The following is a 26904-nucleotide window of genomic DNA, read 5'->3' as shown; positions in this document are numbered from 1 at the left end:
CCGATGAGCGTTTCTCTTCACGCCAGCGACGTGACCGACGCGGCGAGCCTGCCGCGTCGTCACTGGCTGGGCCTGAGCCTCGGCCTGGGGCTGGCGCTGGCCGCGCGGGGCGGCCTGGCCACCCCCGCCGCCAGCGTGCCTGCCACCGACAAGCGCCTGCCCGCCCTCATTCCCGACGACGTGCTGCTGGACTACCAGCGCTTCCTGGCGGGCCGGGACCCCGTGGGCATCAGCGACTTCGGCGGCCCGCATGCGCGCCGTGACGTGATCGAGGTGCTGCTGATGCAGCAGGCCCTGGCCCTGCAGGACGGCGAGCTGCGCCTGGGCCTGACGCCCATGCCCACCAGCCAGCGCCTGCAGGCCGAGCTGCGCTCCGGCCATGCCGCCTGCAGTGCGACCAGCTACTGGCGCGAGGACTTCCCCCAGGCGGACGGCCTGCTGTTCAGCGACGCCCTGCTGGGCGAAGGCGAGTTCGAGGTCGGCTTCTACACCACGCCGGAGCACGAACGGGCCCTGTCCGCCCGCAGCCTGCGCGATCTGCAGGGCCTGCGCGTGCTCAGCAACCGCAGCTGGCGCGTGGACTGGCTGACGCTGGAGCAGCTGGGCTTCACCGAGCTCCAGCACGTGGCCAGCTGGAACCTGATGCCGCGCATGGTGCAGCAGGGCCGCGCCGACCTGCTGCTGGCGCCCTTCCAGCCCACGTCGGATCTCTCCATGACCGTGGAGGGCGTTCGCCTGGTGCCGGTGCCCGGCCTGAAGCTGCGCATGCGGGGCACGCGGCACTTCCTGGTCTCCCGCACGCATCTGCTGGGACCGAGGCTGCGCGAGCAGCTCAATGCGGGCCTGGCCCGGCTGCGGCAGCAGGGCGTGGTCCGCCGCGCCTACGAGCAGTGCGGCTTCTTCAATGCCCGCGTGGCGGGATGGACGCGGCTCTGAGCCGCCTGCCGCCGCAGGACTTCAGCCCGGCAGCTCCACCAGCACGAACTGCTTTCGCACCGGCTCGATCACCTCGAACTCGCCACGAAAGCCGGGCGGGATGACCGCAGCCTCGCCAGGGCCCACCTCGGTGCGGCTGCCGTCGGTGCCATGCAGGCAGACGCGGCCCTCCAGCACATGGAAGTACTCCTGCTTGCCGGGCGCGAACTCGATGCGCCAGCGCCCCACCTCGCAGGCCCACACGCCCGCGCTCATGGGGCCGGCCTCGTGCATCAGCCAGGTCTGGCGCTGTGGCGCGCCCTCGACGCGGCGGTCCTCGCGCGGCTGGTCCCGTTGCGGGGCCAGGCCCTCGGTGCCGGTGATGGGGATGATGCGGGGGGCGGTGCTCATGGTTCGGCTCGCTTCGTCTCAGGCCTCGGCCGCGGTGCAGACCACGGCGAGCTTGTTGCCGTCGAGGTCGCGGAAGTAGGCGGCGTAGAAATTCGGGGCGTAGTCACGCAGGCCCGGCTTGCCCTCGCAGCGGCCGCCAGCGGCCAGGGCGGCCGCGTGCACCGCGTCCACCTGGGCGCGCGTGGCGGCGGCCAGGGCCAGCATGCTGCCATTGCCCGCGGTGGCGGGGGCGTCGTCGTAGGGCTTGCAGATCCAGAGGAAGGCCTTGGCATCGGGGGCGTCCGGGCCGTAGCCGCAGAACTCGTCGTCGGCATAGGTGGACTTGAGGCCCAGCGGTGCCAGCACGGCGTCGTAGAAGCGCCGGGCGGCCTGGCGGTCGTTGCTGCCCAGGGTGGCGTAGGAAATCATGGCGGGTCCTTCTGAAACAGGAGCAGGCGGGGAGGGGGTCAGGTCATGCGCAGCGGAATGGTGACCGGGCCGTCGTTGACCAGGTGCACCTGCATGTCCGCGCCGAACTCGCCGCTTTGTACCAGCGGGTGCTGGCTGCGCGCGAAGCTCAGGCAGTGCTCGTAGAGCCGGCGGCCCAGCTCGGCCGGCGCGGCGCCGGTGAAGCTGGGGCGGTTGCCGCCGCTGGTGTCGGCTGCCAGGGTGAACTGCGAGACGATCAGCAGGCCGCCGCCGACGTCCTGGACGCTGCGGTTCATTTTGCCCGCCTCGTCGCTGAAGACGCGCAGCTTGAGCACCTTCTGGATGAGCTTCTCGGCGACGGCCTCGGTGTCGCCAGGTTCGGCGCAGACCAGCATCAGGAAGCCGGGGCCGATCTGGCCCGTGACTCGGCTATTGACGGGGCCGGCCACCTCGACGCGCGCTTCGCGCACGCGCTGCAGGATCGCGATCATGGGCCGATGCCCTCCATGTCCTTGGGGTCGTTGAAATGCGCCTCGACGTCCATGGGCAGCAGCTGGATGCTGGCCCGCAGGCCCGGCACGGCCTCCATCAATGCACGCTCCACGGCGCCGCGCTCGGCCGCCGCCTGGCCCAGGGACCAGCCGGCGGGCATGTGCATGTGCATGTCCACGTAGCGGCGCGCGCCCGAGACGCGGGTGGCGATGTGGTCGAAGCGCACCTGCTGGTGGCTGCAGCGCTCCAGCACCGCGTGGATGGCGGCCTGGCTCTCGCCGTCCAGGGCCTCGTCCATCAGACCCGCGGCGGATTCCATCACCAGCAGCGCGCCCTCGCGCAGGATGTTCAGTGCCACCAGCACCGCGATCACCGGGTCCAGCCACAGCCAGCCCGTGGCCATCACGCCGATCAGGCCCGCGACCACGCCGATGGAGGTCCAGACGTCGGTGAAGAGGTGGCGGGCGTCGGCCTCCAGGGCCATGGAGCGGTGCTCGCGGGCCTTCTTGAGCATGGCCCAGGCGAGGCCGCCGTTGAGTGCCGAGCTGAGCAGGGACAGCACCATGCCCAGCCCCAGCTGCTCCACGGGCTGCGGGCTCAGCAGCCGGTGCACGGCCGCCCAGATGATGCCGGCCGCCGCCGCGAAGATCAGCACGCCCTCGAAGCCGCTGGAAAAGTACTCGGCCTTGTGGTGGCCGAAGGGGTGGTCCTCGTCCGGCGGGCGCTGGGCCACGGTCACCATGGCCAGTGCGAACATGGCGCCGGCCAGGTTGACCAGGGACTCCAGGGCGTCCGAGAGCAGGGAGACGGAGTCCGTCCAGTACCAGGCCCCGGTCTTCAGGGCGATGGTGACGGCGGCCACCGCGATGGAGAGCTTGAGGTAGCTGCTGACTTGCATGATGGACCGGATTCTCGCCGCAGCCAGGCTTGCCTTTTTGCAATGCGAACGGTTCGTCTTTCGTGAATGCTGCGTCCGCTGCCGCCAAGGTGGCGGTCCTACAATCGCCGCGAGTTCCGCGGGCTCGTCTGTCCCTCCCGCGTTTTCTGCCGAGCAGCCCCATGAAGAACGATCCCGCCCTGCACACCGACGTGTCCCACATCGCCCCGCGCGAGAAGGCCGAGATCCTGTCCCAGGCGCTGCCCTACATCCGCAAGTTCCACGGCAAGACCATCGTGATCAAGTACGGCGGCAACGCCATGACCGACCCGGTGCTGCAGCAGGACTTCGCCGAGGACGTGGTGCTGCTCAAGCTGGTCGGCATGAACCCCGTGGTGGTGCATGGCGGCGGCCCGCAGATCGAGGAACTGCTGACCAAGCTGGGCAAGAAGGGCCACTTCATCCAGGGCATGCGCGTCACCGACAAGGAGACCATGGACGTGGTCGAGTGGGTGCTGGCCGGCGAGGTGCAGCAGGACGTCGTGGGCCTGATCAACGCCGCCGGCGGCAAGGCCGTGGGCCTGACCGGCCGTGACGGCGGCATGATCCGCGCCAAGAAGCTCAAGGTCCAGGACAAGGACGATCCCAGCAAGGAGCACGACATCGGCCAGGTCGGGGACATCGTCTCCATCGACCCCAGCGTGGTGAAGGCCCTGCAGGACGACCAGTTCATCCCCGTCGTGAGCCCCATCGGCTTCGGCGAGAACAACGAGAGCTACAACATCAACGCCGACGTCGTGGCCGCCAAGCTGGCCACCGTGCTGCAGGCCGAGAAGCTGCTGATGCTCACCAACATCCGCGGCGTGCTGGACAAGGAAGGCCAGCTGATGACCGAGCTCACGCCCCGCCGCATCGACGAGCTGGTGGCCGACGGCACCATCAGCGGCGGCATGATCCCCAAGATCGCCGGCGCCATCGACGCGGCCAAGAGCGGCGTCAATGCGGTGCACATCATCGACGGCCGCGTGCCGCACGCCATGCTGCTGGAGATCCTGTCCGACCAGGCCTACGGCACGATGATCCGCTCGCACTGAGCCGCGGGCCTGATGCGGCGCCCACCCCTGCGCCACGCCGGCCGGGCTCGCCAGCATGGCGAGGGGCCGGTCTGGCTCTTCGATCTGGACAACACCCTGCACAACGCTTCGGACCGGGTGTTCGCCGCGCTCAATGTGGCCATGACGGCCTACATCGAGCAGCACCTGGGCGTTGACACGGCCGAGGCCAACCGCCTGCGCCGCCTCTACTGGGCCCGCTACGGCGCCACGCTGACCGGCCTGGTGCGCCACCACGGCGTGGACGCCGCTCACTTCCTGGCCCAGACCCACGCGCTGCCCGGCATGGAGGCGCACCTGCACGGCCATGCCCATGACCTGGCGGCCCTGGCCCGCCTGCCCGGCCGCAAGTTCCTGCTGACCAACGGGCCCGACGCTTATGCCTGGCGGGTGCTGCACGCGGTGGGCCTGGCCCATGCCTTCGAGGGTGTGATCGCGCTGGAGCAGATGGCCATGTTCGGCCAGCTGCGCCCCAAGCCGGATCGGCGCATGTTCCGGCATGTCCTGGCGCGTCTGAAGCTGGAACCCACGCGCTGCGTGCTGGTCGAGGACAGCCTGATGCACCAGAAGGCCGCCCGCTCGCTGGGCCTGCGCACGGTCTGGATCCAGCGCTGGACCAAGGCCTCCGTGCATGGCCCCGAGGCCCACCTGCCGCTGCGCCGCCGTCCGGCCTATGTGGACCAGCGCGTCCATGGCCTGGGCGATCTGCGCTGGCGTGCACTCGTCCACGCTCCCGGCCGGCACGGCGGGGGTTTTCCATAGCCCCCCGATCGCCCGATGCCAACGGCCTGTTTTTGACGGTAGCATCCGCCACGCAGAAGCAGCGGTGCGGCTGCCCCGCACAGCCGGGTACAGAAGAACGACAAGCCCATGTCATTGTTCAGCGTTCTGATCGTCGAAGACCAGGTCCGGTTCCGGGAAGCCTTCGAGAAATCCCTGTCCCAGGCCAGTGACATCCGTCTGCTGGGCATGGCGTCCGACCTGCAGCAGGGCCGGCGCATGTTCGACCAGCTGCGCCCCGACGTGCTCCTGGTGGACCTGGACCTCCCCGGCGGCAGCGGCATCGAGCTCATCCGCCATGCGGCCCAGGCCCATCCCGACTGCGAGGTCATGGTGATCTCTGTCTTCGGTGACGAGCAGCACGTGCTGTCCAGCATCGAGGCCGGCGCCACCGGCTACCTGCTCAAGGACAGCCTGGCCCTGGACCTCCCCGACCAGCTGCGCGCGCTGCGCAGTGGCGGCAGCCCTATCAGCCCCGTCATCGCCCGCCGCCTGCTGCTGCGCCTGAACGCCGGCACCCAGCATCTGCACGGCCTGCCCGCCGAGACCGGCGCGGCGCCGCTGGACGAGAACGTGATCGCGCTGTCCGAGCAGGAGTCCCGCGTGCTGCACCTGGCGGCCAAGGGCTTCACCTTCGACGAGATCGCGCAGTTCCTGCAGGTCTCGCCGCACACCGTCATGACCTATGTCAAGCGCATCTACCGCAAGCTGCAGGTGCGCTCCAAGGTCGAGGCCATCTACGAGGCGCGCCGCCTGGGCTGGCTGCGCGACTGAACCGACGGACCCGCACAGGCCCGCGAGGGCCTGAAGATGGCCGAGGGCGCCACGGGCCTGTGCCAGAATCCACAGCGCCATGCACGTCGCCGCCTCCCCCGATCTGGACCCCGAAGACCCTGCCGCCGGTGCCCCCGAAGCGGCAGCGCCCGAGACCAAGCGCCGCACCCGCCCCAAGCCGGGCGAGCGCCGGGTGCAGATCCTGCAGACCCTGGCCAGCATGCTGGAGCAGCCCGGTGCCGAACGCGTGACCACCGCCGCGCTGGCCGGCCGCCTGGAAGTCAGCGAGGCCGCGCTGTACCGCCACTTCGCCAGCAAGGCCCAGATGTTCGAGGGCCTGATCGAATTCATCGAGTCCAGCATCTACACCCTGCTGAACCAGATCACCGAGCGCGAGGCCACCGGCCTCGTGCAGGCGCAGCGCATCGTCTCGGTGCTGCTGCAGTTCGGCGAGCGCAACCCGGGCATGAGCCGGGTGATGGTGGGGGACGCCCTCGTCTACGAGAACGAGCGGCTGATCCAGCGCATGAACCTGTTCTTTGATCGCGTCGAGGCCACGCTGCGCCAGGTGCTGCGCCAGGCCGCCGAGGCCGAAGGCTCCGAGACCCCGACGGTGCAGGCCAATGCCCAGGCCTCGGTGCTGGTGAGCTTCATCATCGGCCGGCTGCAGCGCTACGCCCGTTCAGGCTTCAAGCGCATGCCCACCGAGCAGCTGGACGTCGCCCTGGCCCTGCTGACGCGCTGAGTCAGTGGCCCGTGCGGGCTGCCGCGTCTGCGCTTTACCTCTCATGCCCCGGCCCGCCGGGATCACTGCCATGTCCACCGATGCCCTTGCCCAGTTCCTGAACCGCGCGGAAAGCCTGCTGGCCCGCGCGGAGTCCCTGCTGCCGCCGCAGCTCGGCGCGCCCGACTGGTCCGCCTCCAGCGCCTTCCGCTACCGCCGCCGCCGCGGCGTGCCGGTGCTGGAGCCGGTGCGCCATGTGGCCGCCATCCGGCTGGAGGCGCTGAAGGAGGTCGACGCCCAGAAGGAGCGCCTGCTGCAGAACAGCCGGCAGTTCGTTCAGGGCCGCCCGGCCAACAACGTGCTGCTGACCGGCGCACGCGGCACGGGCAAGAGCTCGCTGATCAAGGCGGTGCTCAACGAATTCTCGGACCAGGGCCTGCGCCTCATCGAGGTGGACAAGGCCGACCTCGTGGACCTGCCCGACCTCGTCGACCTCGTGGCCGAGCGCCCCGAGCGTTTCATCATCTTCTGCGACGACCTCAGCTTCGAGGAAGGCGAGGCCGGCTACAAGGCGCTGAAGTCCATGCTGGACGGCTCCATCGCCGCCGCGAGCGACAACGTGCTGATCTACGCCACCAGCAATCGCCGCCATCTGCTGCCCGAGCAGATGCGGGACAACCTCGCGGCCCGCGTCGACGAGAACGGCGAGCTGCACCCCGGTGAGGCCATCGAGGAGAAGGTGAGCCTGTCCGAGCGCTTCGGGCTGTGGATCAGCTTCTATCCCTTCAGCCAGCAGGAGTACCTGGCCATCGCGGCCCAGTGGCTGCGGCACTTCGGCCTGGACGAGGCCGCCATCGCGGCCGCACGCCAGCCGGCGCTGGTCTGGGCCCTGGAGCGCGGCTCGCGCTCCGGCCGCGTGGCCTACCAGTTCGCCCGTGACCTGGCCGGGCGAGGGGGCCCCGACGCCGCGGCAGCGGCCCCTGCGGGCGACGCGCCCATCCCCGACGACCTGGACCAGGCCTGACCCCATGACGAACGAATCGACGACGACCGCCTACCCCGCCGACCGCGTGCCCGTGGACGTGGCGGTGGGCGTGCTGGTGAAGCGCGACGCGCAAGGCCGCGAGGCCGACTTCCTGCTCACCTCCCGCCCCGAGGGCAAGGTCTACGCCGGCTACTGGGAATACCCGGGCGGCAAGCTGGAGGCCGGCGAGACCGTGGAGCAGGCCCTGCGCCGCGAGCTGCACGAGGAGCTGGGCATCACCATCGGCGCGGCCCACCCCTGGAAGATCGAGGTGATGGACTACCCCCACGCCCGCGTCCGCCTGCACTTCTGCAAGGTCTATGACTGGCAGGGCGAGTTCGAGATGCGCGAGGGCCAGCAGATGGCCTGGCAGGGGCTGCCGGTGACGGTGCAGCCCGTGCTGCCGGGCACCATCCCCGTGCTGCAGTGGTTCGCCGCCGAGCGCGGCTTCCAGGGGGCCACCCACCATGGCTGAGTACACTGCCGGCATGGATTGGCTGGATCAGATCAAGTGGGACGAGCAGGGCCTGGTGCCCGTCATCGCCCAGGAGCGCGACACGGGCGATGTGCTCATGTTCGCCTGGATGAACCGCGAGGCCCTACGCCTCACCGCGGAGAAGGGCGAGGCCGTCTACTGGAGCCGCTCGCGCCAGAAGCTGTGGCACAAGGGCGAGGAGTCCGGCCACATCCAGCAGGTGCACGAGATGCGCCTGGACTGCGACCACGACGTCGTCCTGCTCAAGATCACCCAGCGCGGCCACGAGCCCGGCATTGCCTGCCACACCGGCCGCCACAGCTGCTTCTTCCAGCGCCTGGACGGCCAGCAATGGACCGCCGTGGAGCCGGTGCTCAAGGACCCACACCAGATCTACAGCAAGTGAGCGCGATGAACGGCAATGACATCCTGGCCCGCCTGGGCGAGACCATCGATTCCCGCAAGCCCGAGGCCGGCGGCGACCCGTCGGCGAGCTATGTGGCCAAGCTCTTTCACAAGGGCCTGGACAGCATCCTGAAGAAGATCGGCGAGGAAGCCACCGAGGTCGTGCTGGCCGCCAAGGATGGCGACCCCGCCAAGCTCACCTACGAAGTGGCCGACCTCTGGTTCCACTCCATGATTGCCCTCAGCGCCCTGGGCCTGAAGCCGGCGGACGTGCTGAACGAGCTGGCGCGGCGCGAGGGGCTGTCGGGGTTGGAGGAGTTTGCGGCGCGGCCCAAGGGCTGAGCAGGCGAGACCACGGCGGCCGGCAGGCGCGGGAGCGAGAGTGGTAAGCGATGGCGCCGGGCCACGCCCCGCTGTTGCCCCGGAGCCCGGCGCGGCCACCTGAACTGGAACGAACATCGCGGCACGTCTGGCTGAGCCGGGCAGTCGACTGAACCATCGGAGCACACCATGTCCCACGATCCGAACTGCATCTTCTGCAAGATCATCGCCGGCCAGATCCCCTCGAAGAAGGTCTACGAGGACGAGGAGCTGCTGGCCTTCCATGACATCCACCCCTGGGCGCCGGTCCATGTGCTGATCATCCCCAAGCTGCATATCGCCAGCATGGTGGAGCTGACGGAGGCGCATGCGCCGCTGCTGGGCAAGATGAGCGTGCTCGCACCGAAGCTGATGAGGGAGTTGGGCGTGAGCAACGGTTTCCGCACGGTGATCAACACCGGGCCGGACGGCGGGCAGGAGGTCTACCACCTGCACATGCATGCCATGGGCGGACCCAGGCCGTGGCTGAAGGGCTGACGGCGCCTTCTTGAAACTTTGATGAATAAGGGGCATCTGTCCAGTCGCAAGGGACTGACACGGCAGGCGCCTAGAATCCGTTATTCGCTTTTGAGGAGACCACTATGGGTGGACTGAGCATTTGGCACTGGCTGATCGTGCTGGTGGTGGTGGTGATGGTGTTCGGCACCAAGAAGTTGCGCAATGTGGGCTCGGACCTCGGCGCGGCGGTCAAGGGCTTCAAGGACGGCATGAAGGACGGTTCCGCCGCTGACGCACCGGCTCAGCAGGTGAGCCACAACAAGGCGCAGGACCCGAACACGGTCGACGTCGACGCCAAGACCAAGTCCTGAGCTGAGCACGGATGATTGATTTCGGCTTTGACAAGCTGGCGCTGATCGGCGCCGTGGCCCTGATCGTGATCGGCCCCGAACGCCTGCCCAAGGTGGCGCGCACGGCCGGTCATCTCATGGGCAAGGCCCGGCGCTATGTGGCCGAGGTCAAGGCCGAGGTCAACCGTTCGATGGAGCTCGAGGAGCTCAAGAAGATGAAGGGCCAGTTCGAGGACGCCGCGCGCGACGTCGAACAGAGCGTCCAGCAGGAAGTCAATTCCGCCACCCAGGCCTTTGACCAGACCTGGCAGAGCATTGGCGGCGAAGGCAGCAGCTATGAGCCGCTGCCGCCCAGCTATCGCCACCCGGGCAAGAAGTGGCGCGTCAAGCGCGGCGCGGTGCCGCTCTGGTACAAGAAGCAGCAGGGGGTGCGCCGCCATGTGCAGTCCGGTGCGGCGCGCGTGGCCCGGTTCCGCCCTTCCTCGCGTTCCTCGCGATTCTGATCCTGCCCTGACAAGCCGAGAAGGCGCCCCTTCCCATGAGTTCCTCTCCCGAAGACGAACTGGCTGGCACCGAGCAGCCCTTCGTGTCGCACCTGATCGAGCTGCGTGATCGCCTGATCCGCGCGCTGCTGGCCATCGGCGTGGCCTTCGGCCTGCTGTGCCTCTATCCCGGCCCGGCCGGCCTCTACGACCTGCTGGCGGCGCCGCTCGTGGCGCATCTGCCCAAGGGCTCGTCGATGATCGCCACCAATGTGCTCTCGCCCTTCCTGGTGCCGCTGAAGATCACAATGCTGGCGGGCTTCCTCGTGGCGCTGCCGGTGGTGCTGTACCAGGTCTGGGCCTTCGTGGCGCCGGGGCTTTACTCGCACGAGAAGCGCCTGGTCCTGCCGCTGGTGGTCTCCAGCACGGTGCTCTTCTTCATCGGCGTGGCCTTCTGCTACTTCTTCGTCTTCGGCCAGGTCTTCAAGTTCATCCAGGGCTTTGCGCCCAAGAGCATCATGGCGGCGCCGGACATCGAGGCCTACCTGGGCTTCGTGATGACCATGTTCATCGCCTTCGGTGCGGCCTTCGAGGTGCCCGTGGTGGTGGTGGTGCTGGCCCGCATGGGCCTGGTGACGGTCGAGAAGCTGCGCGAGTTCCGCGGCTACTTCATCGTGCTGGCCTTCGTGATCGCAGCCATCATCACGCCGCCGGACATCGTCTCCCAGCTGGCCCTGGCCATCCCCATGTGCCTGCTGTACGAGCTGGGCATCTGGTCCGCCGGCGCCTTCATCCGCGCCACCAAGGCCCCCGACGACACCGAGGACGCCAAGGACGCCGCGGGCTGATCGCCCGCCCCGGCAGGCGGCAAAGGGCGGGTTCCGCCCGCATCCCGCCCGCTCAGTTCGGGGTGCTCAGTTCGGGGTGCTCAGTTCGGGTTGCTCAGTTCGGGTTGTCTTCCGCCTTGGGCCGCGGCCGCTGGCCGACCTTCAGCACGAAGGCCTTGCGCTCGGCGCCGCGCTGCACCTCCAGCCTGGCCTGGCTGCCGGGCGTCAGGGCCGCCACGGTCGTCAGCAGCTCGTTGGGGCTCTGCACGGTCTTGCCGGCCACGCTGAGCACCACATCGCCCGGCTTGATGCCGGCCTGCTCCGCCGGCCCCTTGAGGATCACGCCGCTGACCATCACGCCGCGCAGCTGCGGCAGATGGAAGGCCTCGAGCACCTCGGGGGTGATCTCGCGCGTCTGCACGCCCACCCAGCCGCGCAAGACCTGACCCTGCTTGATCAGCGCCTCCATCACCTCGCGGGCGAGGCTCACGGGGATGGCGAAGCCGATGCCCATGCTGCCGCCGCTGCGCGAGTAGATGGCGGTGTTGATGCCCAGCAGCTGGCCTTGCGTGTCCACCAGGGCGCCGCCGGAGTTGCCGGGGTTGATGGCGGCATCGGTCTGGATGAAGTTCTCGAAGGTCGACAGGCCCAGCTGCTTGCGGCCCAGGGCGCTGACGATGCCCGAGGTCACCGTCTGGCCCACATTGAAGGGGTTGCCGATGGCCAGCACGGCGTCGCCCACCTGCAGGCTGTCGGCCTCGCCCAGGCGCATCACCGGCAGATTGGGCAGGCGGATGCGCAGCACGGCGAGGTCGGTGTCGGGGTCGGTGCCGATCAGCTCGGCGGTGGTCTCGCGGCCGTCGCTGAGCTGGATCAGGATCTCGGTGGCGTTCTCGACCACATGGTTGTTGGTGAGCACATAGCCTTCGGGCGACACGATGACGCCGGAGCCGGTGCCGCGCGGGCCGTCGGGCTCGTCCTCGTCGGGGCTGCCGCCGTGGTAGCGCAGCCAGGCTTCCTCCTCCTCGCTGAGCGGCTGGCCGGGCTTGCTGGCGCTGATGCTCACCACGGCTGGCGCCGCCAGGCGGGCGGCCTCCGCATAGCCGGGCCGCTTGCCGCTGCTGGCGCCTTGCTGCAGGCTGGGGGCCGGATGCAGGCTGCCCTGCAGCCATTGCGGCTTCAGCGTGGCCACCACAAAGTAGCCGGCCAGCGCCACGGTCGTGGCCTGGGAGAAAATCAGCCAGGACCGGCGCAGGGGCGAGTGCGCTCCTGCAGGCTGGGAGGAAGACGAGGACGATGTGGACATGAAGGAAGACATTGCAACGACCGGGCGGATCAGGCCCCAGGCCCTGCCGCGCGAGGCACTGCTGCGCTTGCTGGACGGCTGGCTGGAGCCGGGTCGTTTCAAGGATTATGGGCCCAACGGTCTGCAGCTTGAGGGTAAGCCCGAGGTGCGGCGCGTGCTGTGTGGCGTGACCGCCAGCCTGGCCCTGATCGAGGCGGCCATCGAGCGCGGCGCCGATGCGCTGCTGGTCCACCACGGCCTCTTCTGGCGCGGCCAGGAGCAGCGCCTGACAGGCTGGATGAAGACCCGCGTGCAGCGCCTGCTGGCCCACGACATCAACCTGATCGCCTACCACCTGCCGCTGGACGCCCATGCCGAGCTGGGCAACAACGCGCAGCTGGGCCGCCAGTTCGGCTGGACGTCGGATGCCCGCTTCGGTGACCAGGACCTGGGCTTCTCGGGCCCCCTGCCCGAAGATCAGCAGACCTTGGCCGGCCTGACGGGCGTGCTGGAACGGAAGCTCGCGCGCCCCGTCCTGGCCATCCCGGGCGATGGGCGTCCGCTGCGCCGCGTGGCCTGGTGCACCGGCGGGGCGCAGGGCTTCTTCGAGGCGGCAATCGCCAGCGGGGCCGACGTCTTCCTGACCGGCGAGATTTCCGAGCCCCAGGCCCATTACGCGGCCGAGACCGGCGTGGCCTTTGTTGCCGCCGGCCACCATGCCACGGAGCGCTACGGTGTGCAGGCCCTGGGCCGGCGCCTGGCCGATGAAGCCGGCCTCGACGTCGAGTTCCTGGACCTCCCCAACCCTGCATGAAGCCCCGAGCGATGAGCCGTCTCAAGCCCTTGCTGATCACCCAGGGCGATGCCTGCGGGATCGGCCCCGAAGTCGCCGTGGCCGCCTGGGCCGCCGAACAGACCGCGCCTGGCGCCCGGCCCCTGTGCCTGGTGGGCGATGCCGCCGTCTGGCGCCGGGCCCTGCGCCTGGCCGGCCTGGACCGCCCGGTGGCCCTGCTGGACGATCCGTCGGAGGCCGCGGGCGCGCCCGTGCGCTGCCTGCCCGTGTGGCAGCCGCCGGGCCTGCCCCCGGGGCTGGTGGACGAGCCGCTGGGGCAGATCAGCGCCCAGGCCGGTGCAGCCGCGGCGTGCTGCATCGAGGCGGCGGTGGCCGCCGTGCAGGCGGGGCAGGGGGCCGGCATCGTCACCGCGCCCATCCACAAGGAGGCCCTGCATGCGGCGGGCGTGCCTTTTCCCGGCCACACGGAGATGCTGCAGGCCCTGGCCACCGCGCCGGGCGCCGAGCCGCCAGCGGTGCGCATGATGCTGGCCAACGAGGAGCTGCGCACGGTGCTGGTGACCATCCATGTGTCCCTGCGCCGCGCCATCGAGCAGGTCACGCGGGAGGCCGTGCTGCAGACCCTGCGCATCACCCAGGAGTCGCTGCGCCGCTTCGGCCTCGCGGCGCCGCGCATCGCGGTGGCGGGCCTGAATCCGCATGCCGGTGAAGGCGGCCTGTTCGGTGACGAGGAGATCCGGGAGATCATCCCCGCCATCGCCGCGGCCCGCGCCGAAGGCATCGACGCCCAGGGGCCGTTCCCGCCGGACACCATCTTCATGCGCGCCCGCCACGCGCCCCCGCATCACCCGGGCGCGTTCGACGTGGTCGTGGCGATGACGCACGACCACGGCCTGATCCCCGTGAAGTACCTGGGCGTGGAGCAGGGCGTCAACGTCACCCTGGGCCTGCCCTTCGTGCGCACCAGCCCGGACCACGGTACGGCCTTCGACATCGTCGGCCAGGGCCGGGCCGATCCGGCGAGCATGCGGGCGGCGTTGCGGATGGCGTGGCAGCTCTGCGGTGCCTGAGCGCGAGGGCTCCGCCTCGGCAGGGGTGGAGGGCCCACGTGCGCGGTTCAGGCGGCGCTGAGGCTCTGATCGAGCGCTGCGGGGGGGCGACGCCAGCCGCCCCGCCGTCGACTCACTGCTGGGTATTGAGTGCTGCCAGCTGCTTGCGTGCACGCGCGGTGGCGCGCTCGAGCAGGTAGGCGTTCTCGAAGGCGCGCAGGCGGCCGGTCTCGCAGAGCTTGCGCAGCATGCGGGCGGTCATGGTGACCGTCTGCTGGTGCTTGTGGCCCTGGGTGAAGATGAAGAAGCTGCGGCCGGCGCTGATGTGGGCCAGGCGCACCTTGCGCCAGTGCTCGCCGGTGTTCATCTGGTAGGCGAAACCCAGCTGGAGGTGGTCGATCAGCAGGACGCCGGAGCTGGGCTCGGGCTCCTCGGTTGCGGAGGGCAGGCCGTCGATGCTGATGTCCACCGCCTGCAGGGGGGCCTCCTGGGCGGTGATGTCGATGTCGACCTCGCCCTTCCAGTCCACCGAAGCCTCCTGGACCAGGCCCAGGCTGGACGCTTCCTTGGCGTTGAGGCCCTGGGCCAGGTCGATGTCGACCTCGCCGGACTCGGTGTCCCGGAATTCGTCCGGCTGCACCGGGGGCAGGTCTTGCTCCTTGGGGGCCTCGATGCCGAAGACCGCCTCCAGCTGCTTGACCAGCAGGTTGTAGTCCAGGGCGGACAGGCCCTGGCCCTTCAGCGACTCGGCATGCACGGGCAGCAGCTGGCCGATGAAAGGCTTGCGCAGAGCCTCGGGCCAGGCGATCAGGTCCAGGCCCTCGTTGAGCGTCTGCATCATGCGGGGCAGGGCGCTCAGGAAGGCCTGGCGCTGCGGCCCTGGGGCCTTGGGCTGCACGCTCAGGACCAGGTCGCGGCCGAACTGGCGGAAGCGCTTCTCGCGGTCCACGCTGCCGCCCTCGTGGCGGGAGGCCTGCACGATCGCGCCGCTCCAGGTCTGGGAGAGGAACTCACGCAGGAAATCCGGCATGGGCACCTTGGCCAGGTTCTGGGCCAGCTGCTTGGCATAGCGCTGCTGCAGGCGGAGATCGGTTTCCTTGCGCTCGACCAGGGCCGCGGCATCGCCGTGGGCCTGCAGCACCTGGGCGGTCTGGGCGCTGACGAAGGTCTCGAGGTCGTCGAGCTTCTGTTCGTAGATCTCGATGCGCTCGAAGTCGCCGCCGCTGACGTCATGGACCAGGGCGCGCACGTGCTCCAGGAATTCCTTGCCAGGGGACTCGGCGAAGTCGTCGTAGGCGCAGGCCAGGGAGGCCAGGCGGTTGATGAAGCGGCGCACCGGATGACGGCGCGAGGAGAAGAAGGTGTTGTCCCCCAGCGCGGCGCGCAGCACGGGCAGCTGCAGCTGGGCCAGCAGGCGCGCCATCTGGGGCGGCACCTTGGCGTCGGAGAGGATGTGGTCGAAGAGGCTGCCCACCACGTCGATCACCATGTGATCCAGGGAGCCGGTGGCGGCCTGGCGCAGGGCGTCGCGGTGCAGGTGGATCAGGTTGGGGGGCAGTGGCAGGGCGCCGCCCGGGACGGTGTCGTCGCCCCAGTCACCGGCACCCAGGGGCATGCCGGCACTGCCAGCGGCGCCGCCCGTCAGGGTGCCCGGCACCGTGCTGCCGCCAAAGCCGGAGCCCATGCCGCCCGTCAGGGTGCCCGTCATGCCGCTGCCTGCCGGCATGGGCAGGCTGGACAGGCGCCGCAGCAGGTCCATCAGCTGGGGGTCGACGCTGCCCATCACGCCCGCCGGCGCATAGCCGCCGCCATAGCCCGGGGCAAAGCCGCCAACGCCCGTGCCGTAGCCGCTGGGCGCATTCATGCCACCACCGAAGCCGCCGCCCTGCATGGGTGCGCCATAGCCCGGCGTGCCATAGCCACCCACGCCGCCAAAGCCGCTCTGGCCCGCCGGCCCGAGGCCGCCGAAGCGCGAGTTGCCGATGGGGCCGCCGAGGTCGCCGGCCACGCTGTTGGGGCCGCCCATGCCGCCCATCGCACCGGCCGGGTTCATGGCCCGCACGCGCAGGTCCTGCTGGCGCAGGCCGCGGTTGCGGAAGAGGGTGGCGATGTCGGCATAGCAGGCGCGCATCTCCGTGGTGAAGGCGCGGGTGAGCTCGTCGACCAGGGACTGGCGGATGTCCTGCTCCTCGGTCAGGCTGTGGATGCCGTCCAGCAGGGCCTGCGCGATCAGCTCGGGGCGCAGGGGGTTGCGGTCCAGGCCGCCTTCGGACGAGCTGAGGCCGGCCAGGAAGGATTCGACGTCCCGCAGCTCCCACTCGCTCTGGTGGCCGATGGCCATGCCGATGCGATCGGCGGCGACCATGGCATCGACCTGCTCATCGTCCATCAGCGAGAGCTCACCCCAGGCCTTCTTGGCGGCGGGGGCGGCCTTGTCGCGCTGCTCACCGGCCATCTGGCGGCGCAGGCTGGCCTGGAACTCCTGGATGAACTTCGGCAGGTTCTCGCGGAACAGGTACTGGGCGGCCAGCAGCGCGTCGCGGCGCTTGGCATAGCCGGCCGAGAGCGCCGCCAGCCCCAGGCCTTCGGCGCAGCGCTCAGCCGCCTGCTCGGCGGCTGCCCGGACGCGCTGGAAGGCGGCTTCGAGATGCGGGTTGAGTCGTGACTCGGGCTGGTTCATGGACGAGGGGGCCGGGCGCGCGCCACGTCAGGGCACGCGACGCTTGCCAAGTATCCGTGGATTTGAGGACTCATGTTGTGACCAAGCGCAGCCTGCGCGCGCCGGAAGGCACGGTACCGCAATTCCCGGGCCGGCAGGCGTGAAGGCTTTCTCAGCGCTTGAGCGAATCGCGGATCTCGCGCAGCAGCACGATGTCCTCGGGGGTCACCGGCTCGGCCGCGGGGGCCGCTGCAGGCTCGCTGCGCTTCAGGCGATTGATCTGCTTGACCATCATGAAGATGATGAAGGCAAGGATGATGAAGTTGAGCAAAACGGTCAGGAAGCTGCCGTAGGCAAAGAGCGGCACCCCGGCCTTGGTCAGGGCCTCGTAGGTCTGCGGGCCCTTGAAGTCCGCCGGCACATTGCCCAGCACAAGGAAGTAGTTGGAGAAATCCAGGCCGCCGACGACCTTGCCCACCAGGGGCATGATCAGGTCCTTGACCATCGAGTCGACGATCTTGCCGAAGGCGCCGCCGATGATCACGCCCACGGCGAGATCCACCACATTGCCCTTGACGGCAAATTCCTTGAACTCGCTCAGCATTCCCATCTTCATCTACTCCTGCGGGAGGATCCCGGCTGTGTTGTGGCGCTATTGTCTACGTTTGCAGGCGTCGCAAATCGGGCCAAACACGGGGATTTCCGTCGCTGATGCCTGCGGTAGCGCCGAACTGATGCCTTGGCGAGACGATTTGCGTATTCCCGGAGGTGCATCAAGTCAGGGTGGGGGTGGGCGTCCGCTAGAATCCGCGGTTGCTCCCGATCAGAAGTCTCCTTTGAGGACCCTCATGAGTGACCAGCAAGTGGATCAAGGCAAGCGCACGTGGCTCATCGCCACGAGTTGCGCCGGTGCCGGTGTCGGCGTCGCGACCGCCGTGCCCTTTGTCAGTACCTTCGCGCCGTCCGAGCGCGCCAAGGCTGCCGGTGCAGCCGTGGAAGTCGATATCAGCAGCCTGAAGCCGGGCGAGAAGCTGACGGTGGAATGGCGCGGCAAGCCGGTCTGGATCGTGCGCCGCACGCCCGAGCAGCTGGAAGCCCTGAAGAAGAATGATCCGCAGCTGGCTGATCCGGACTCCAAGCGCACCGCCTACCCGACGCCCGATTACGCCAAGAACGGCTACCGCTCGATCAAGCCCGAGTACTTCGTCGGCGTGGGCATCTGCTCGCACCTGGGCTGTTCTCCCTCCGACAAGTTCCAGGCCGGCCCGCAGCCCTCGCTGCCCGATGACTGGAACGGCGGCTTCCTCTGCCCCTGCCACGGCTCGACCTTCGACCTGGCCGGCCGCGTGTTCAAGAACAAGCCCGCACCCGACAACCTCGAGGTGCCGCCCCACATGTACCTGTCCGACACCAAGCTCCTGATTGGTGAAGACAAGGCTGCCTAAGCGAGAGGACAGAGGTCGATATGGCTGAATTCAAAGAAGCTCCCGCGGGCGCGTCCGTGGGCGAGCAACTGCTGACCTGGGTGGACAACCGCTTCCCGCTCAGCAAGATGTACCGGGAGCACATGTCGGAGTACTACGCTCCGAAGAACTTCAACTGGTGGTACATCTTCGGCTCGCTGGCCATGCTGGTGCTGGTGATCCAGATCGTCACCGGCATCTTCCTGGTGATGCACTACAAGCCGGATGCCGCCGTGGCCTTCGCCTCGGTCGAGTACATCATGCGCGACGTGCCCTGGGGCTGGCTGATCCGCTACATGCACTCGACGGGCGCCTCCGCCTTCTTCGTGGTCGTGTACCTGCACATGTTCCGCGGCCTGCTGTACGGTTCCTACCGCAAGCCCCGCGAGCTGGTCTGGATCTTCGGCTGCGCGATCTTCCTGTGCCTGATGGCCGAGGCCTTCATGGGCTATCTGCTGCCCTGGGGCCAGATGTCCTACTGGGGCGCCCAGGTGATCGTGAACCTGTTCGCTGCCGTGCCCTTCGTCGGCAACGACCTGGCCCTGATGATCCGCGGCGACTACGTCGTCGGTGACGCCACCCTGAACCGCTTCTTCAGCTTCCACGTGATCGCCGTGCCCCTGGTCCTGCTGGGCCTGGTGGTGGCGCACATCATCGCGCTGCACGAAGTGGGTTCGAACAACCCGGACGGCGTCGAGATCAAGGCCAAGAAGGATGCGCAGGGCCGCCCGCTGGACGGCATCCCCTTCCATCCTTACTACAGCGTGCACGACATCTACGGCGTGGGCCTGTTCCTGATGGTGTTCTCGGCCATCATCTTCTTCGCGCCTGAGCTGGGCGGCTACTTCCTGGAGTACAACAACTTCATCCCGGCCGACCCGCTGAAGACCCCGCCGCACATTGCGCCGGTCTGGTACTTCACGCCGTTCTACTCGATGCTGCGTGCCACGACCGACGTGATGGTCAACGTGCTGTCGGTGATCGTGGGCCTGGGCGCCGTGCTGGCCGTGCTGAAGGGCACGTTCTCCGGCAAGGGCAAGATCGCCACGCTGGTCATCGCCGCCGTCGCCATCTTCCTGCTCAAGACCTTCGACGCGAAGTTCTGGGGCGTGGTCGTGATGGGTGGCGCCGTGGTGATCCTGTTCTTCCTGCCCTGGCTGGACCACAGCCCGGTCAAGTCGATCCGCTACCGCCCGGACTGGCACAAGTACGTGTACGGCATCTTCGTCGTGGTGTTCCTGGTGCTGGCCTACCTGGGCATCCAGCCCCCGACCGAGATCGGCACCATCGTCGCCCAGATCGGCACCCTGTACTACTTCGGTTTCTTCCTGCTGATGCCGTGGTGGAGCAAGCAAGGCGTGTTCAAGCCTGTGCCTGACCGCGTCACCTTCCACCCCCACTGATCAGTCCAGGAGTTGCATCTCATGAAGAAATTCATCGCTACGCTGCTGATCGGTCTGGGCCTGGCCTCGGGTGCCATGGCCAATACCGGCGGCATGGAGTGGGACAAGTTCCCCAAGGAAAAGATGACGGACGTGGCGTCCCTGCAGAACGGCGCCAAGATCTTCGTCAACTACTGCCTGAACTGCCACGCGGCCGCGTTCATGCGCTACAACCGCCTGCGGGACATCGGCCTGACGGAAGCCCAGATCAAGGGCAACCTGATGTTCGCCACCGAGAAGGTGGGCGACGTCATGAAGGTCTCCCTGGATCCCAAGCAGGCCAAGGACTGGTTCGGCGCCACCCCGCCGGACCTGACCGTGATCGCCCGCTCGCGCGCCGACGGCGCCAAGGGCTCCGGTGCCGACTACCTCTACACCTACATGCGGACCTTCTACCGCGACGAGACCAAGGCCACCGGTTGGAACAACCTGGCCTTCCCCAGCGTCGCCATGCCGCATGTGCTGTGGGAACTGCAGGGCCAGCGTGCCGCCAAGTTCGTCGAGGAAGCCGACCCGCATGACCACGCCAAGAAGGTCCATGTCTTCAAGGGCTTCGAGCAGCTGACGCCCGGCACCATGGACGCCCGCGCCTATGACAATGCCGTGGGTGATCTGGTCGCCTATCTGCAGTGGATGGGCGAGCCGGCGCAGGCCCAGCGTTTCCGTCTGGGTGTGCTGGTGCTGCTGGGCCTGGGCATCTTCACGCTGTTTGCCTGGCGCCTGAATGCGTCCTACTGGAAGGATGTGAAGTAAGCCTTCGGGCCCTGGCCGCCAGCCGGGCCCTGTTGCGCAGTGGGAGGCCTTCACGGGCACCCACTGCGTTTGCCTTTTGTGTGCCGCTACCATGTCGGGCACACGGAATCGATTGTTGACCTGAACTCAGGAGTCCGCCGCCATGATGGTGCTTTATTCTGGAACCACTTGCCCCTACTCGCACCGTTGCCGCTTCGTGCTGTTTGAAAAGGGCATGGACTTCGAAATCCGTGACGTCGACCTGTTCGCCAAGCCGGAAGACATCGCGCTGATGAACCCGTACAACGAGGTGCCCATCCTCGTCGAGCGCGACCTCATCCTGTATGAGTCGCACATCATCAACGAGTACATCGACGAACGCTTCCCGCATCCTCAGCTGATGCCCGGCGACCCCGTCGCCCGTGCCCGTGTGCGCCTGTTCCTGCTGAACTTCGAGAAGGAGCTGTTCGCCCACGTCAACGTGCTGGAGAACCGCGGCCAGGCCGTCAAGCCGACGGACAAGCAGCTGGAGAAGGCCCGTTCGCAGATCCGCGACCGTCTGACCCAGCTGGCGCCCATCTTCCTGAAGAACAAGTACATGCTGGGTGACGACTTCTCCATGCTGGACGTGGCCATCGCCCCGCTGCTGTGGCGCCTGGACTATTACGGCATCGACATGTCCAAGAACGCCCTGCCGCTGCTGAAGTACGCCGAGCGCATCTTCTCTCGCCCCGCCTACATCGAGGCGCTGACGCCCTCGGAAAAGGTGATGCGCAAGTAAGTCGCTGCTGCCATGGACCAGACCCCTGACGGTGGCGCACCCACCGGCACCCCTACGAGGCCCTATCTGATCCGGGCCCTGCATGACTGGTGCACCGACAACGGCTTCACGCCCTACATCGCGGTGCAGGTCGACCGTTCGGTGCAGGTGCCGCTGGAGTACGTCAGCAACAACGAGATCGTGCTCAACGTGGGCTTCGATGCCACCAACGGCCTGGACCTCGGCAACGAGTTCATCCAGTTCAAGGCCCGCTTCGGCGGCGTGGCGCGCGAGATCATCGTGCCGGTGGACCATGTCGTGGCCATCTATGCCCGTGAGAACGGGCAGGGCATGGCCTTCCCCGCGCCTGCCGTCGAGACGGATGCGGCGGCGGTCAAGCCTGCGCCCAGTGCCGTGCCGAAGCCGGCGCCCAAGCCCGCCTCCGCGGGCCTGCGCCTGGCGCCGGCGCCCGCGGTGCAGGGGGCGGACGAGTCCACCTCTGAGGTCGCGGCGCCGGAGTCCTCGGGCGAAGGACCGGACCCGGGGCCGGGCGACGGTCCGGGGCCGCGCCCCACGCTCAAGCGCATCAAGTGAGGTCGGCGGGGCGCGCTGCGGCAGGTGAGCAAGCCTTCGAATTGCCCCTACAATGCGCGCCTGCCTGGGACTCCGGTCCCGGGCGTTCACGAAAGCCGGCTTAGCTCAGTTGGTAGAGCAACCGCCTTGTAAGCGGTAGGTCATCAGTTCGAATCCGATAGCCGGCACCAGACCCCATGAAGACACAGGCCTCGCGCCTGTGTTTTTCTTTGTGGCGCCGAAACGGGCCCGTGCTGGCCAGGCGGGGGCTGGCAAATGCCCTGAAATGGCCAGAAATGGACGAACAGGGCCTCAGCCCTGCACCTTGATCCGCACCCGGCTCGGCTGCAGCCCCTGCTCCTGCAGGCGGGCTTCCAGCCGAGGCTGCAGCTGGCGCAGCTTGGCGGCCACGGCGGCATTGGCGGCCAGCAGGGTCCAGCCGTCCTCGTCGATGGGGCCGGGCTTGACGAAGCGCGTCATGGCGCCGGGCAGGGCGGGCGCCACCAGGGCCATGCGCCGCTGTGACTCCTGCATCAGCAGCCCCAGGCGCGCCAGGCCCTGGTGCTGGGCCAGCGCCTGGCTGATGGGCGTGGGGTCGGGCACCGCAGGGCCGCCGGGTTTGGGGGCGGGAGGGGCGTCGGTTCTGCGCATGGCGCTCAGTGTAGACCCGGAGGGCGGGGCGGGCGTCCGGACGCAAGGGGAGGGGAGCCGGATGCTAAACTCCGCCGGTTGTCCTCCGCCCTGGTCCAGCTGCCTGGCGGGCCTTTCGGGCTGATCCCTCCCGCGCCTCCTGCGACCCAGGTCGGGCGCCGCGCCTGGGGCTGTCGCGACGGGCCTTGCAAGTGGCCGCTGCGCCCCGAGATGGAGGAACGGAAATGTTTCCCGGGTCTCTTGCGCGCAGGCGCAGCGGGCCTGCCGTGCCAGCCCGCCTGCCCAGCACAGAAAAACCACGAGCCTGGCGGGCCTGGTGCCACCTTCTTACCGTCCAAGAATCACTGCATGTTGCCCTCGCTTCTCACCAAGATCTTCGGTAGCCGCAACGAGCGTCTGCTGAAGCAATACCGTCGCATCGTCCAGCAGATCAATGCACTGGAGCCCCAGATGGAGGCCCTGGACGACGACGCGCTGCGGGCCAAGACCCAGGCATTCAAGGACCGCATCGCCAAGGGCGAGACGGTGGACCAGATCCTGCCCGAGGCCTTTGCCGTCGTGCGCGAGGGCGGCAAGCGTGCCCTGAAGATGCGCCACTTCGATGTGCAGCTGATCGGCGGCATGGTGCTCAACGCCGGCAAGGTGGCCGAAATGCGCACCGGCGAAGGCAAGACGCTGATGGCCACGCTGCCCGTCTACCTCAATGCCCTGACCGGCAAGGGCGTGCACGTGGTGACGGTCAACGACTACCTGGCCCGCCGCGACGCCGAGTGGATGGCCAAGCTCTACAACTTCCTGGGCCTGACGGTGGGCATCAATCTGCCCCAGATGAGCCGGGAAGAGAAGCAGGCCGCCTACGCCGCCGACATCACCTACGGCACCAACAACGAATACGGCTTCGACTACCTGCGCGACAACATGGTCCACGACGTGCGTGACCGTGTGCAGCGCCAGCTGGCCTATGCCATCGTCGACGAGGTGGACTCCATCCTGATCGACGAGGCCCGCACGCCCCTGATCATCTCCGGCCAGGCCGAGGACCAGACCGAGGTCTACCTGGCCATCAACCTGGTCGCGCCCAAGCTGAAGAAGCAGATCGGCGAGCTGGACCCGCGCACGGGCGAAGGCGTCATCGAGCCGGGCGACTTCACCGTGGACGAGAAGTCCCACCAGATCTACCTGACCGAAGACGGCCACGAGAACGCCGAGCGCCTGCTGGCCGAGGCCGGCCTGCTGGCCGAGGGCGCCAGCCTCTACGACGCTGGCAACATCACGCTGATGCACCATCTGTACGCGGCCCTGCGTGCACACCATGTGTACCACCGCGACCAGCATTACGTGGTGCAGAACGGCGAGGTCACGATCGTCGACGAATTCACCGGCCGCCTGATGACGGGCCGCCGCTGGAGCGACGGCCTGCACCAGGCCGTGGAAGCCAAGGAAGGTGTGGCCATCCAGGCCGAGAACCAGACCATGGCCTCCATCACCTTCCAGAACTACTTCCGCATGTACGGCAAGCTGTCCGGCATGACCGGCACGGCCGACACGGAAGCCTACGAGTTCCAGGAGATCTACGGCCTGGAGACCGTGGTCATCCCGCCCAACCGCCCGACCATCCGCAAGGACGAGCTGGACCTGGTCTACAAGACCGCCCAGGAGAAGTTCAACGCCGTCATCCTCGACATCCGCGACTGCCACGAGCGTGGCCAGCCGGTGCTGGTGGGCACGACCTCCATCGAGAACTCCGAGCTGATCTCCCAGCTGCTGACCCAGGCCAAGCTGCCGCACCAGGTGCTCAACGCCAAGCAGCATGCCAAGGAGGCCGAGATCGTCGCCCAGGCCGGCCGCCCGGGCGTGATCACCATCGCCACCAACATGGCCGGCCGCGGCACTGACATCGTGCTGGGCGGCAACGTCGAGAAGCAGATCCAGTTCCTGGAGGCCGACGACTCGGTGCCTGCCGAAGAGAAGGCCGCCCGCATCCAGCAGCTCAAGGACGAGTGGGCCGACCTGCATGCCAAGGTCAAGGCCGAGGGTGGCCTGCGCATCATCGCCACCGAGCGCCATGAGAGCCGCCGCATCGACAACCAGCTGCGCGGCCGTTCCGGCCGCCAGGGCGATCCGGGCTCCTCGCGCTTCTACCTGTCGCTGGACGATCCGCTGATGCGCATCTTCGCCGGCGACCGCGTGCGCGCCATCATGGACCGGCTGAAGATGCCCGAGGGCGAGGCCATCGAGGCCGGCATCGTGACCCGCTCCATCGAGGGTGCCCAGCGCAAGGTCGAAGCCCGCAACTTCGACATCCGCAAGCAGCTGCTCGAGTACGACGACGTGTCGAACGACCAGCGCAAGGTCATCTACCAGCAGCGCAACGACATCCTGGAAGCCGAGCAGCTGACGGCCCAGATCGGCAACCTGCGCCGCAGCTCGCTGGAGGACGTGGTCCGCACCTTCGTGCCCGCCGAGAGCCTGGAAGAGCAGTGGGACCTGCCCGCCCTGGAGCGCGTGCTCAAGGACGAATGGCAGCTGGACGTGCCCCTGGTGGCCGAGGTCGCCAAGCGCGATGCCGTGACCGACGAGGACATCGTCGAGATGGTCGTGAAGGCCGGCGATGCGCTGTTCGAATCCAAGCTGGCCCTGGTCGGCGAAGAGCAGTTCACCCCCTTCATGCGCATGGTGCTGCTGCAATCCATCGACCAGCACTGGCGCGAGCACCTGGCCTCGCTGGACTACCTGCGCCAGGGCATCCACCTGCGCGGCTACGCCCAGAAGAACCCCAAGCAGGAGTACAAGCGCGAAGCCTTCGAGCTGTTCTCCGCGCTGCTGGACGTGGTGAAGATGGAAGTCACCCGCGTGCTGATGAATGTGCGCATCCAGACGCAGGAAGAGGCCAGTGCCGCCGCCGAAGCCATCGAGCAGCGGGCCGAGAGCGTCAGCAACGTCACCTACACCCATCCCAACGAGGATGGCTCGGTGTCCCAGGACATCGATCCCGCCACCATCGCCGAGCAATTCGGCCATGTGGGCCGCAACGATCCCTGCCCCTGCGGCAGCGGCAAGAAGTTCAAGTCCTGCCACGGCAAGCTGAGCTGATCGGGCGGAGGCGGATGTCGTAATAAGGTCGACCCCCGTCAAAAGCGTGCGTTATTTGGCGGCTTTTCAAGGGCCGCCACACGCTTGAGGGGGATGCGAATTGTTGCAACTCCTCTACAGTCGGGCCATCGCAAAGGCAAGGAGCACAGCCCTTGCGATGCCAAAAAACTGAATCGTTGGGTTTACGAAATGTCGATCAAGACCTTTGTTGCTGCCGCTGCGTTTGCCGCCTTCGCGCCCCTGGTGCATGCTGATCCGGTCTACACCCCCCTGAGCCCGACGGCTGCGGGTGTCGATTTCAGCGTCCTGGGCCTCGCCAAGGGTGCCTTCACCCAGTACTACAGCTTCAACGTGCTGAATCAGCAGACCTACCACGGCGAGCTGCACACCTTCAGCAAGGTCGAGGATGACGTCCACATCAGCAGCATCGTGCTGAGCAATGGCGTCCAGTCCTTCGCCTTCACGCCCGCTGCCGCCCTGAGCACCGGCACCGAATTCTGGAAGCTGGCCCCCGTCGACCTCAGCGCCGGTGAATGGCACCTGACGATTTCCGGCGTGGACACCGTGAAGAAGGCCGCTGGCAACTTCCAGGGCTTCCTGCACGTCCCCGAGCCGGGCTCCCTGGCCCTGGCCGGCCTGGCCGCCGCCGCCCTGGTGGGCGCGCGTCGCCGCCGTCAGGCCTGAGCAGGCACGCCTGCCTGTGTGAGTGAGGCCTGGATTCTTCGGAATCCGGCCATGTCTCAGCCTGCTGTCGGGGATCGATGATGAACGTCACGAAATTTGCTGTGTCCTGTGGCGTGGTGCTTGCCGCGCTCGCGGGGATGAGCCTGCCTGCCCAGGCCCAGTCCGTGTCCCTGCTCTTCGATAGCACCCAGCCGGCATCGATCAACCTCACCACGACCGGGTCCGACAAGTACGACACCGGTCTCCTGAACTACACCTCTTCCACGGGGGCGAGCTTCGCCGCCTTTTGCGTCGAGTTGAAGCAGGATTACGCCACCCACGACGACGGCTACCAGACCTTCACCTTCAGCAGCTTCTCCGGCCGCGAGGCCTCTGCGCTGCAGGGCCTGTTCGTCACCAGCTGGTCCAGCGTGGACACGGCTGTCGAGCGTGCCGCCTTCCAGACCGCCGTCTGGGAGATCACCCATGAGAAGAACGCTGGCGCCTTCAGCGTGACCGAAGGGGCGGGCACCTTCTACTTCGAGAAGCTCACCGGCGGCACTTCGGCCGACAACAGCAGCTTCGTCAACCTGGTCAACGGCTATCTGCACAATGCCGAGGCCTATCACGGGCCGGCACTCTATGAGCTGAACCGCCTGAGCAATCCCACCTACCAGGACCTGATCGTCGCCCAGATCGCGCCGGTGCCGGAACCCAGCCGCATGGCCATGATGCTGGCAGGCCTGGGGGCCGTCGGCTTCATGGCCGGGCGCCGCCAGCGCCGCTGAGCGCCGCGGCGGGTCAGCCTGCCAGATTTCAGAAGGGCGGCGCTCGCGAGGGCGCCGCCCTTTTCCTTTGCTCTTCCC

At 68.0% G+C, this 26904-nt stretch carries 31 protein-coding genes and 1 tRNA gene; 24 read left to right on the top strand and 8 right to left on the bottom strand.

Features of this window, described 5'->3' with window-relative positions; all coding sequences use genetic code 11:
• Nucleotides 1-3 precede the first annotated feature (3 nt).
• On the top strand, nucleotides 4-936 hold the full coding sequence (locus O9Y01_RS02805; RefSeq protein ID WP_269629959.1) for a hypothetical protein: 933 nt from the start codon (nucleotides 4-6) through the stop codon (nucleotides 934-936).
• Nucleotides 937-957: 21 nt separating this feature from the next.
• Here O9Y01_RS02805 and O9Y01_RS02800 read toward each other — a convergent pair whose 3' ends face one another.
• The 4 genes from O9Y01_RS02800 to O9Y01_RS02785 are packed head-to-tail and all read right to left on the bottom strand — an operon-like array spanning nucleotide 958 to nucleotide 3124.
• Complete coding sequence (locus tag O9Y01_RS02800; protein WP_269629958.1) at nucleotides 958-1326, bottom strand: cupin domain-containing protein; 369 nt, start codon at nucleotides 1324-1326, stop codon at nucleotides 958-960.
• Between the two features lie 18 nt (nucleotides 1327-1344).
• Complete coding sequence (locus O9Y01_RS02795; RefSeq protein WP_269629957.1) at nucleotides 1345-1734, bottom strand: VOC family protein; 390 nt, start codon at nucleotides 1732-1734, stop codon at nucleotides 1345-1347.
• A 38-nt stretch (nucleotides 1735-1772) separates the two neighbouring features.
• Nucleotides 1773-2225, bottom strand: coding sequence for a D-aminoacyl-tRNA deacylase (dtd, locus tag O9Y01_RS02790; protein WP_269629955.1), 453 nt, complete (start codon nucleotides 2223-2225; stop codon nucleotides 1773-1775).
• Entirely contained in the window at nucleotides 2222-3124 is a 903-nt protein-coding gene (locus tag O9Y01_RS02785) for a cation diffusion facilitator family transporter (protein ID WP_269629954.1), read from the bottom strand. The genes dtd and O9Y01_RS02785 overlap by 4 nt, the downstream gene beginning before the upstream one ends.
• Before the next feature lie 161 nt (nucleotides 3125-3285).
• On the opposite strand from O9Y01_RS02785, the gene argB reads away from it, so the two are divergent.
• The 12 genes from argB (at nucleotide 3286) to tatC (ending at nucleotide 10896) form a co-directional block, all read left to right on the top strand.
• Nucleotides 3286-4197: an acetylglutamate kinase gene (gene argB, locus O9Y01_RS02780; protein WP_269629953.1), complete on the top strand. Its 912-nt coding sequence runs from the start codon at nucleotides 3286-3288 to the stop codon at nucleotides 4195-4197.
• Nucleotides 4198-4209: 12 nt separating this feature from the next.
• The gene (locus tag O9Y01_RS02775; protein ID WP_269629952.1) at nucleotides 4210-4977 is read left to right on the top strand and encodes a pyrimidine 5'-nucleotidase; all 768 of its coding nucleotides are present in this window, start codon (nucleotides 4210-4212) and stop codon (nucleotides 4975-4977) included.
• Nucleotides 4978-5085: 108 nt separating this feature from the next.
• The gene (locus O9Y01_RS02770) at nucleotides 5086-5769 is read left to right on the top strand and encodes a response regulator (protein WP_183104950.1); all 684 of its coding nucleotides are present in this window, start codon (nucleotides 5086-5088) and stop codon (nucleotides 5767-5769) included.
• A gap of 79 nt (nucleotides 5770-5848) precedes the next feature.
• The gene (gene slmA, locus O9Y01_RS02765) at nucleotides 5849-6514 is read left to right on the top strand and encodes a nucleoid occlusion factor SlmA (protein WP_269629951.1); all 666 of its coding nucleotides are present in this window, start codon (nucleotides 5849-5851) and stop codon (nucleotides 6512-6514) included.
• 70 nt (nucleotides 6515-6584) lie between these two features.
• Nucleotides 6585-7517: an ATP-binding protein gene (locus tag O9Y01_RS02760; RefSeq protein ID WP_269629950.1), complete on the top strand. Its 933-nt coding sequence runs from the start codon at nucleotides 6585-6587 to the stop codon at nucleotides 7515-7517.
• 4 nt (nucleotides 7518-7521) lie between these two features.
• Nucleotides 7522-7992, top strand: a complete 471-nt coding sequence (locus O9Y01_RS02755) for an NUDIX domain-containing protein (RefSeq protein WP_269629949.1) — start codon at nucleotides 7522-7524, stop codon at nucleotides 7990-7992.
• 13 nt (nucleotides 7993-8005) lie between these two features.
• Nucleotides 8006-8398, top strand: a complete 393-nt coding sequence (gene hisI / locus O9Y01_RS02750) for a phosphoribosyl-AMP cyclohydrolase (RefSeq protein ID WP_269630532.1) — start codon at nucleotides 8006-8008, stop codon at nucleotides 8396-8398.
• 5 nt (nucleotides 8399-8403) lie between these two features.
• Nucleotides 8404-8739, top strand: a complete 336-nt coding sequence (locus tag O9Y01_RS02745; RefSeq protein ID WP_183104954.1) for a phosphoribosyl-ATP diphosphatase — start codon at nucleotides 8404-8406, stop codon at nucleotides 8737-8739.
• 168 nt (nucleotides 8740-8907) lie between these two features.
• Entirely contained in the window at nucleotides 8908-9255 is a 348-nt protein-coding gene (locus O9Y01_RS02740; RefSeq protein WP_269629948.1) for a histidine triad nucleotide-binding protein, read from the top strand.
• Between the two features lie 104 nt (nucleotides 9256-9359).
• Nucleotides 9360-9587 carry a Sec-independent protein translocase subunit TatA gene (gene tatA, locus O9Y01_RS02735; RefSeq protein WP_269629947.1) on the top strand — a complete coding sequence of 76 codons (228 nt, stop codon included), beginning with the start codon at nucleotides 9360-9362 and terminating at the stop codon, nucleotides 9585-9587.
• Nucleotides 9588-9598: 11 nt separating this feature from the next.
• Complete coding sequence (tatB, locus tag O9Y01_RS02730; protein WP_269629946.1) at nucleotides 9599-10069, top strand: Sec-independent protein translocase protein TatB; 471 nt, start codon at nucleotides 9599-9601, stop codon at nucleotides 10067-10069.
• Nucleotides 10070-10104: 35 nt separating this feature from the next.
• Nucleotides 10105-10896 (top strand): twin-arginine translocase subunit TatC, encoded by a 792-nt coding sequence (tatC, locus tag O9Y01_RS02725; RefSeq protein WP_269629945.1) that lies wholly within the window; start codon nucleotides 10105-10107, stop codon nucleotides 10894-10896.
• Nucleotides 10897-10990: 94 nt separating this feature from the next.
• Here the strand turns inward: tatC and O9Y01_RS02720 are convergent, their stop codons facing one another.
• Nucleotides 10991-12130, bottom strand: a complete 1140-nt coding sequence (locus O9Y01_RS02720; RefSeq protein ID WP_430765662.1) for a trypsin-like peptidase domain-containing protein — start codon at nucleotides 12128-12130, stop codon at nucleotides 10991-10993.
• Between the two features lie 49 nt (nucleotides 12131-12179).
• Between O9Y01_RS02720 and O9Y01_RS02715 the strand changes: the two genes are divergently transcribed.
• Complete coding sequence (locus O9Y01_RS02715; protein ID WP_269629943.1) at nucleotides 12180-12974, top strand: Nif3-like dinuclear metal center hexameric protein; 795 nt, start codon at nucleotides 12180-12182, stop codon at nucleotides 12972-12974.
• Nucleotides 12975-12985: 11 nt separating this feature from the next.
• The gene (pdxA, locus tag O9Y01_RS02710) at nucleotides 12986-14023 is read left to right on the top strand and encodes a 4-hydroxythreonine-4-phosphate dehydrogenase PdxA (protein WP_269629942.1); all 1038 of its coding nucleotides are present in this window, start codon (nucleotides 12986-12988) and stop codon (nucleotides 14021-14023) included.
• Nucleotides 14024-14135: 112 nt separating this feature from the next.
• Here pdxA and O9Y01_RS02705 read toward each other — a convergent pair whose 3' ends face one another.
• Together O9Y01_RS02705 and mscL are read right to left on the bottom strand one after the other, a co-directional pair.
• Nucleotides 14136-16682 carry a DUF1631 family protein gene (locus O9Y01_RS02705; RefSeq protein WP_269629941.1) on the bottom strand — a complete coding sequence of 849 codons (2547 nt, stop codon included), beginning with the start codon at nucleotides 16680-16682 and terminating at the stop codon, nucleotides 14136-14138.
• Between the two features lie 151 nt (nucleotides 16683-16833).
• A complete protein-coding gene (gene mscL, locus O9Y01_RS02700; protein ID WP_269629940.1) occupies nucleotides 16834-17271 on the bottom strand; it encodes a large conductance mechanosensitive channel protein MscL in 438 nt (145 codons plus the stop codon).
• 238 nt (nucleotides 17272-17509) lie between these two features.
• On the opposite strand from mscL, the gene petA reads away from it, so the two are divergent.
• The 6 genes from petA (at nucleotide 17510) to O9Y01_RS02670 (ending at nucleotide 21822) form a co-directional block, all read left to right on the top strand.
• Nucleotides 17510-18106 carry a ubiquinol-cytochrome c reductase iron-sulfur subunit gene (gene petA / locus O9Y01_RS02695; RefSeq protein ID WP_269629939.1) on the top strand — a complete coding sequence of 199 codons (597 nt, stop codon included), beginning with the start codon at nucleotides 17510-17512 and terminating at the stop codon, nucleotides 18104-18106.
• 20 nt (nucleotides 18107-18126) lie between these two features.
• Entirely contained in the window at nucleotides 18127-19527 is a 1401-nt protein-coding gene (locus tag O9Y01_RS02690) for a cytochrome b (protein ID WP_269629938.1), read from the top strand.
• A gap of 21 nt (nucleotides 19528-19548) precedes the next feature.
• Nucleotides 19549-20319 carry a cytochrome c1 gene (locus tag O9Y01_RS02685; protein ID WP_269629937.1) on the top strand — a complete coding sequence of 257 codons (771 nt, stop codon included), beginning with the start codon at nucleotides 19549-19551 and terminating at the stop codon, nucleotides 20317-20319.
• A 142-nt stretch (nucleotides 20320-20461) separates the two neighbouring features.
• Nucleotides 20462-21079: a glutathione S-transferase N-terminal domain-containing protein gene (locus O9Y01_RS02680; protein ID WP_183103385.1), complete on the top strand. Its 618-nt coding sequence runs from the start codon at nucleotides 20462-20464 to the stop codon at nucleotides 21077-21079.
• Between the two features lie 12 nt (nucleotides 21080-21091).
• Nucleotides 21092-21652 (top strand): ClpXP protease specificity-enhancing factor, encoded by a 561-nt coding sequence (locus tag O9Y01_RS02675; RefSeq protein ID WP_269629935.1) that lies wholly within the window; start codon nucleotides 21092-21094, stop codon nucleotides 21650-21652.
• A gap of 94 nt (nucleotides 21653-21746) precedes the next feature.
• Nucleotides 21747-21822, top strand: a tRNA-Thr gene (locus tag O9Y01_RS02670).
• 121 nt (nucleotides 21823-21943) lie between these two features.
• On the opposite strand, the gene O9Y01_RS02665 is transcribed toward O9Y01_RS02670, so the two are convergent.
• Nucleotides 21944-22282: a hypothetical protein gene (locus O9Y01_RS02665; RefSeq protein ID WP_269629934.1), complete on the bottom strand. Its 339-nt coding sequence runs from the start codon at nucleotides 22280-22282 to the stop codon at nucleotides 21944-21946.
• A gap of 348 nt (nucleotides 22283-22630) precedes the next feature.
• Between O9Y01_RS02665 and secA the strand changes: the two genes are divergently transcribed.
• The 3 genes from secA to O9Y01_RS02650 all read left to right on the top strand — a co-directional run bounded on the left by secA (nucleotide 22631) and on the right by O9Y01_RS02650 (nucleotide 26826).
• Complete coding sequence (gene secA, locus O9Y01_RS02660) at nucleotides 22631-25375, top strand: preprotein translocase subunit SecA (protein ID WP_269629933.1); 2745 nt, start codon at nucleotides 22631-22633, stop codon at nucleotides 25373-25375.
• 189 nt (nucleotides 25376-25564) lie between these two features.
• A complete protein-coding gene (locus O9Y01_RS02655) occupies nucleotides 25565-26059 on the top strand; it encodes an FxDxF family PEP-CTERM protein (RefSeq protein WP_269629932.1) in 495 nt (164 codons plus the stop codon).
• A gap of 80 nt (nucleotides 26060-26139) precedes the next feature.
• Nucleotides 26140-26826, top strand: a complete 687-nt coding sequence (locus tag O9Y01_RS02650; protein ID WP_269629931.1) for a PEP-CTERM sorting domain-containing protein — start codon at nucleotides 26140-26142, stop codon at nucleotides 26824-26826.
• The last annotated feature ends 78 nt before the right edge of the window (nucleotides 26827-26904 follow it).

Source organism: Pelomonas sp. BJYL3 (assembly GCF_027257975.1).
GTDB classification, from domain to species: Bacteria; Pseudomonadota; Gammaproteobacteria; order Burkholderiales; family Burkholderiaceae_C; genus Roseateles_B; species Roseateles_B flavus.
The sequence above is the reverse complement of the archived record's forward strand: the minus strand, read 5'-3'. Positions and strand labels throughout refer to the sequence as shown.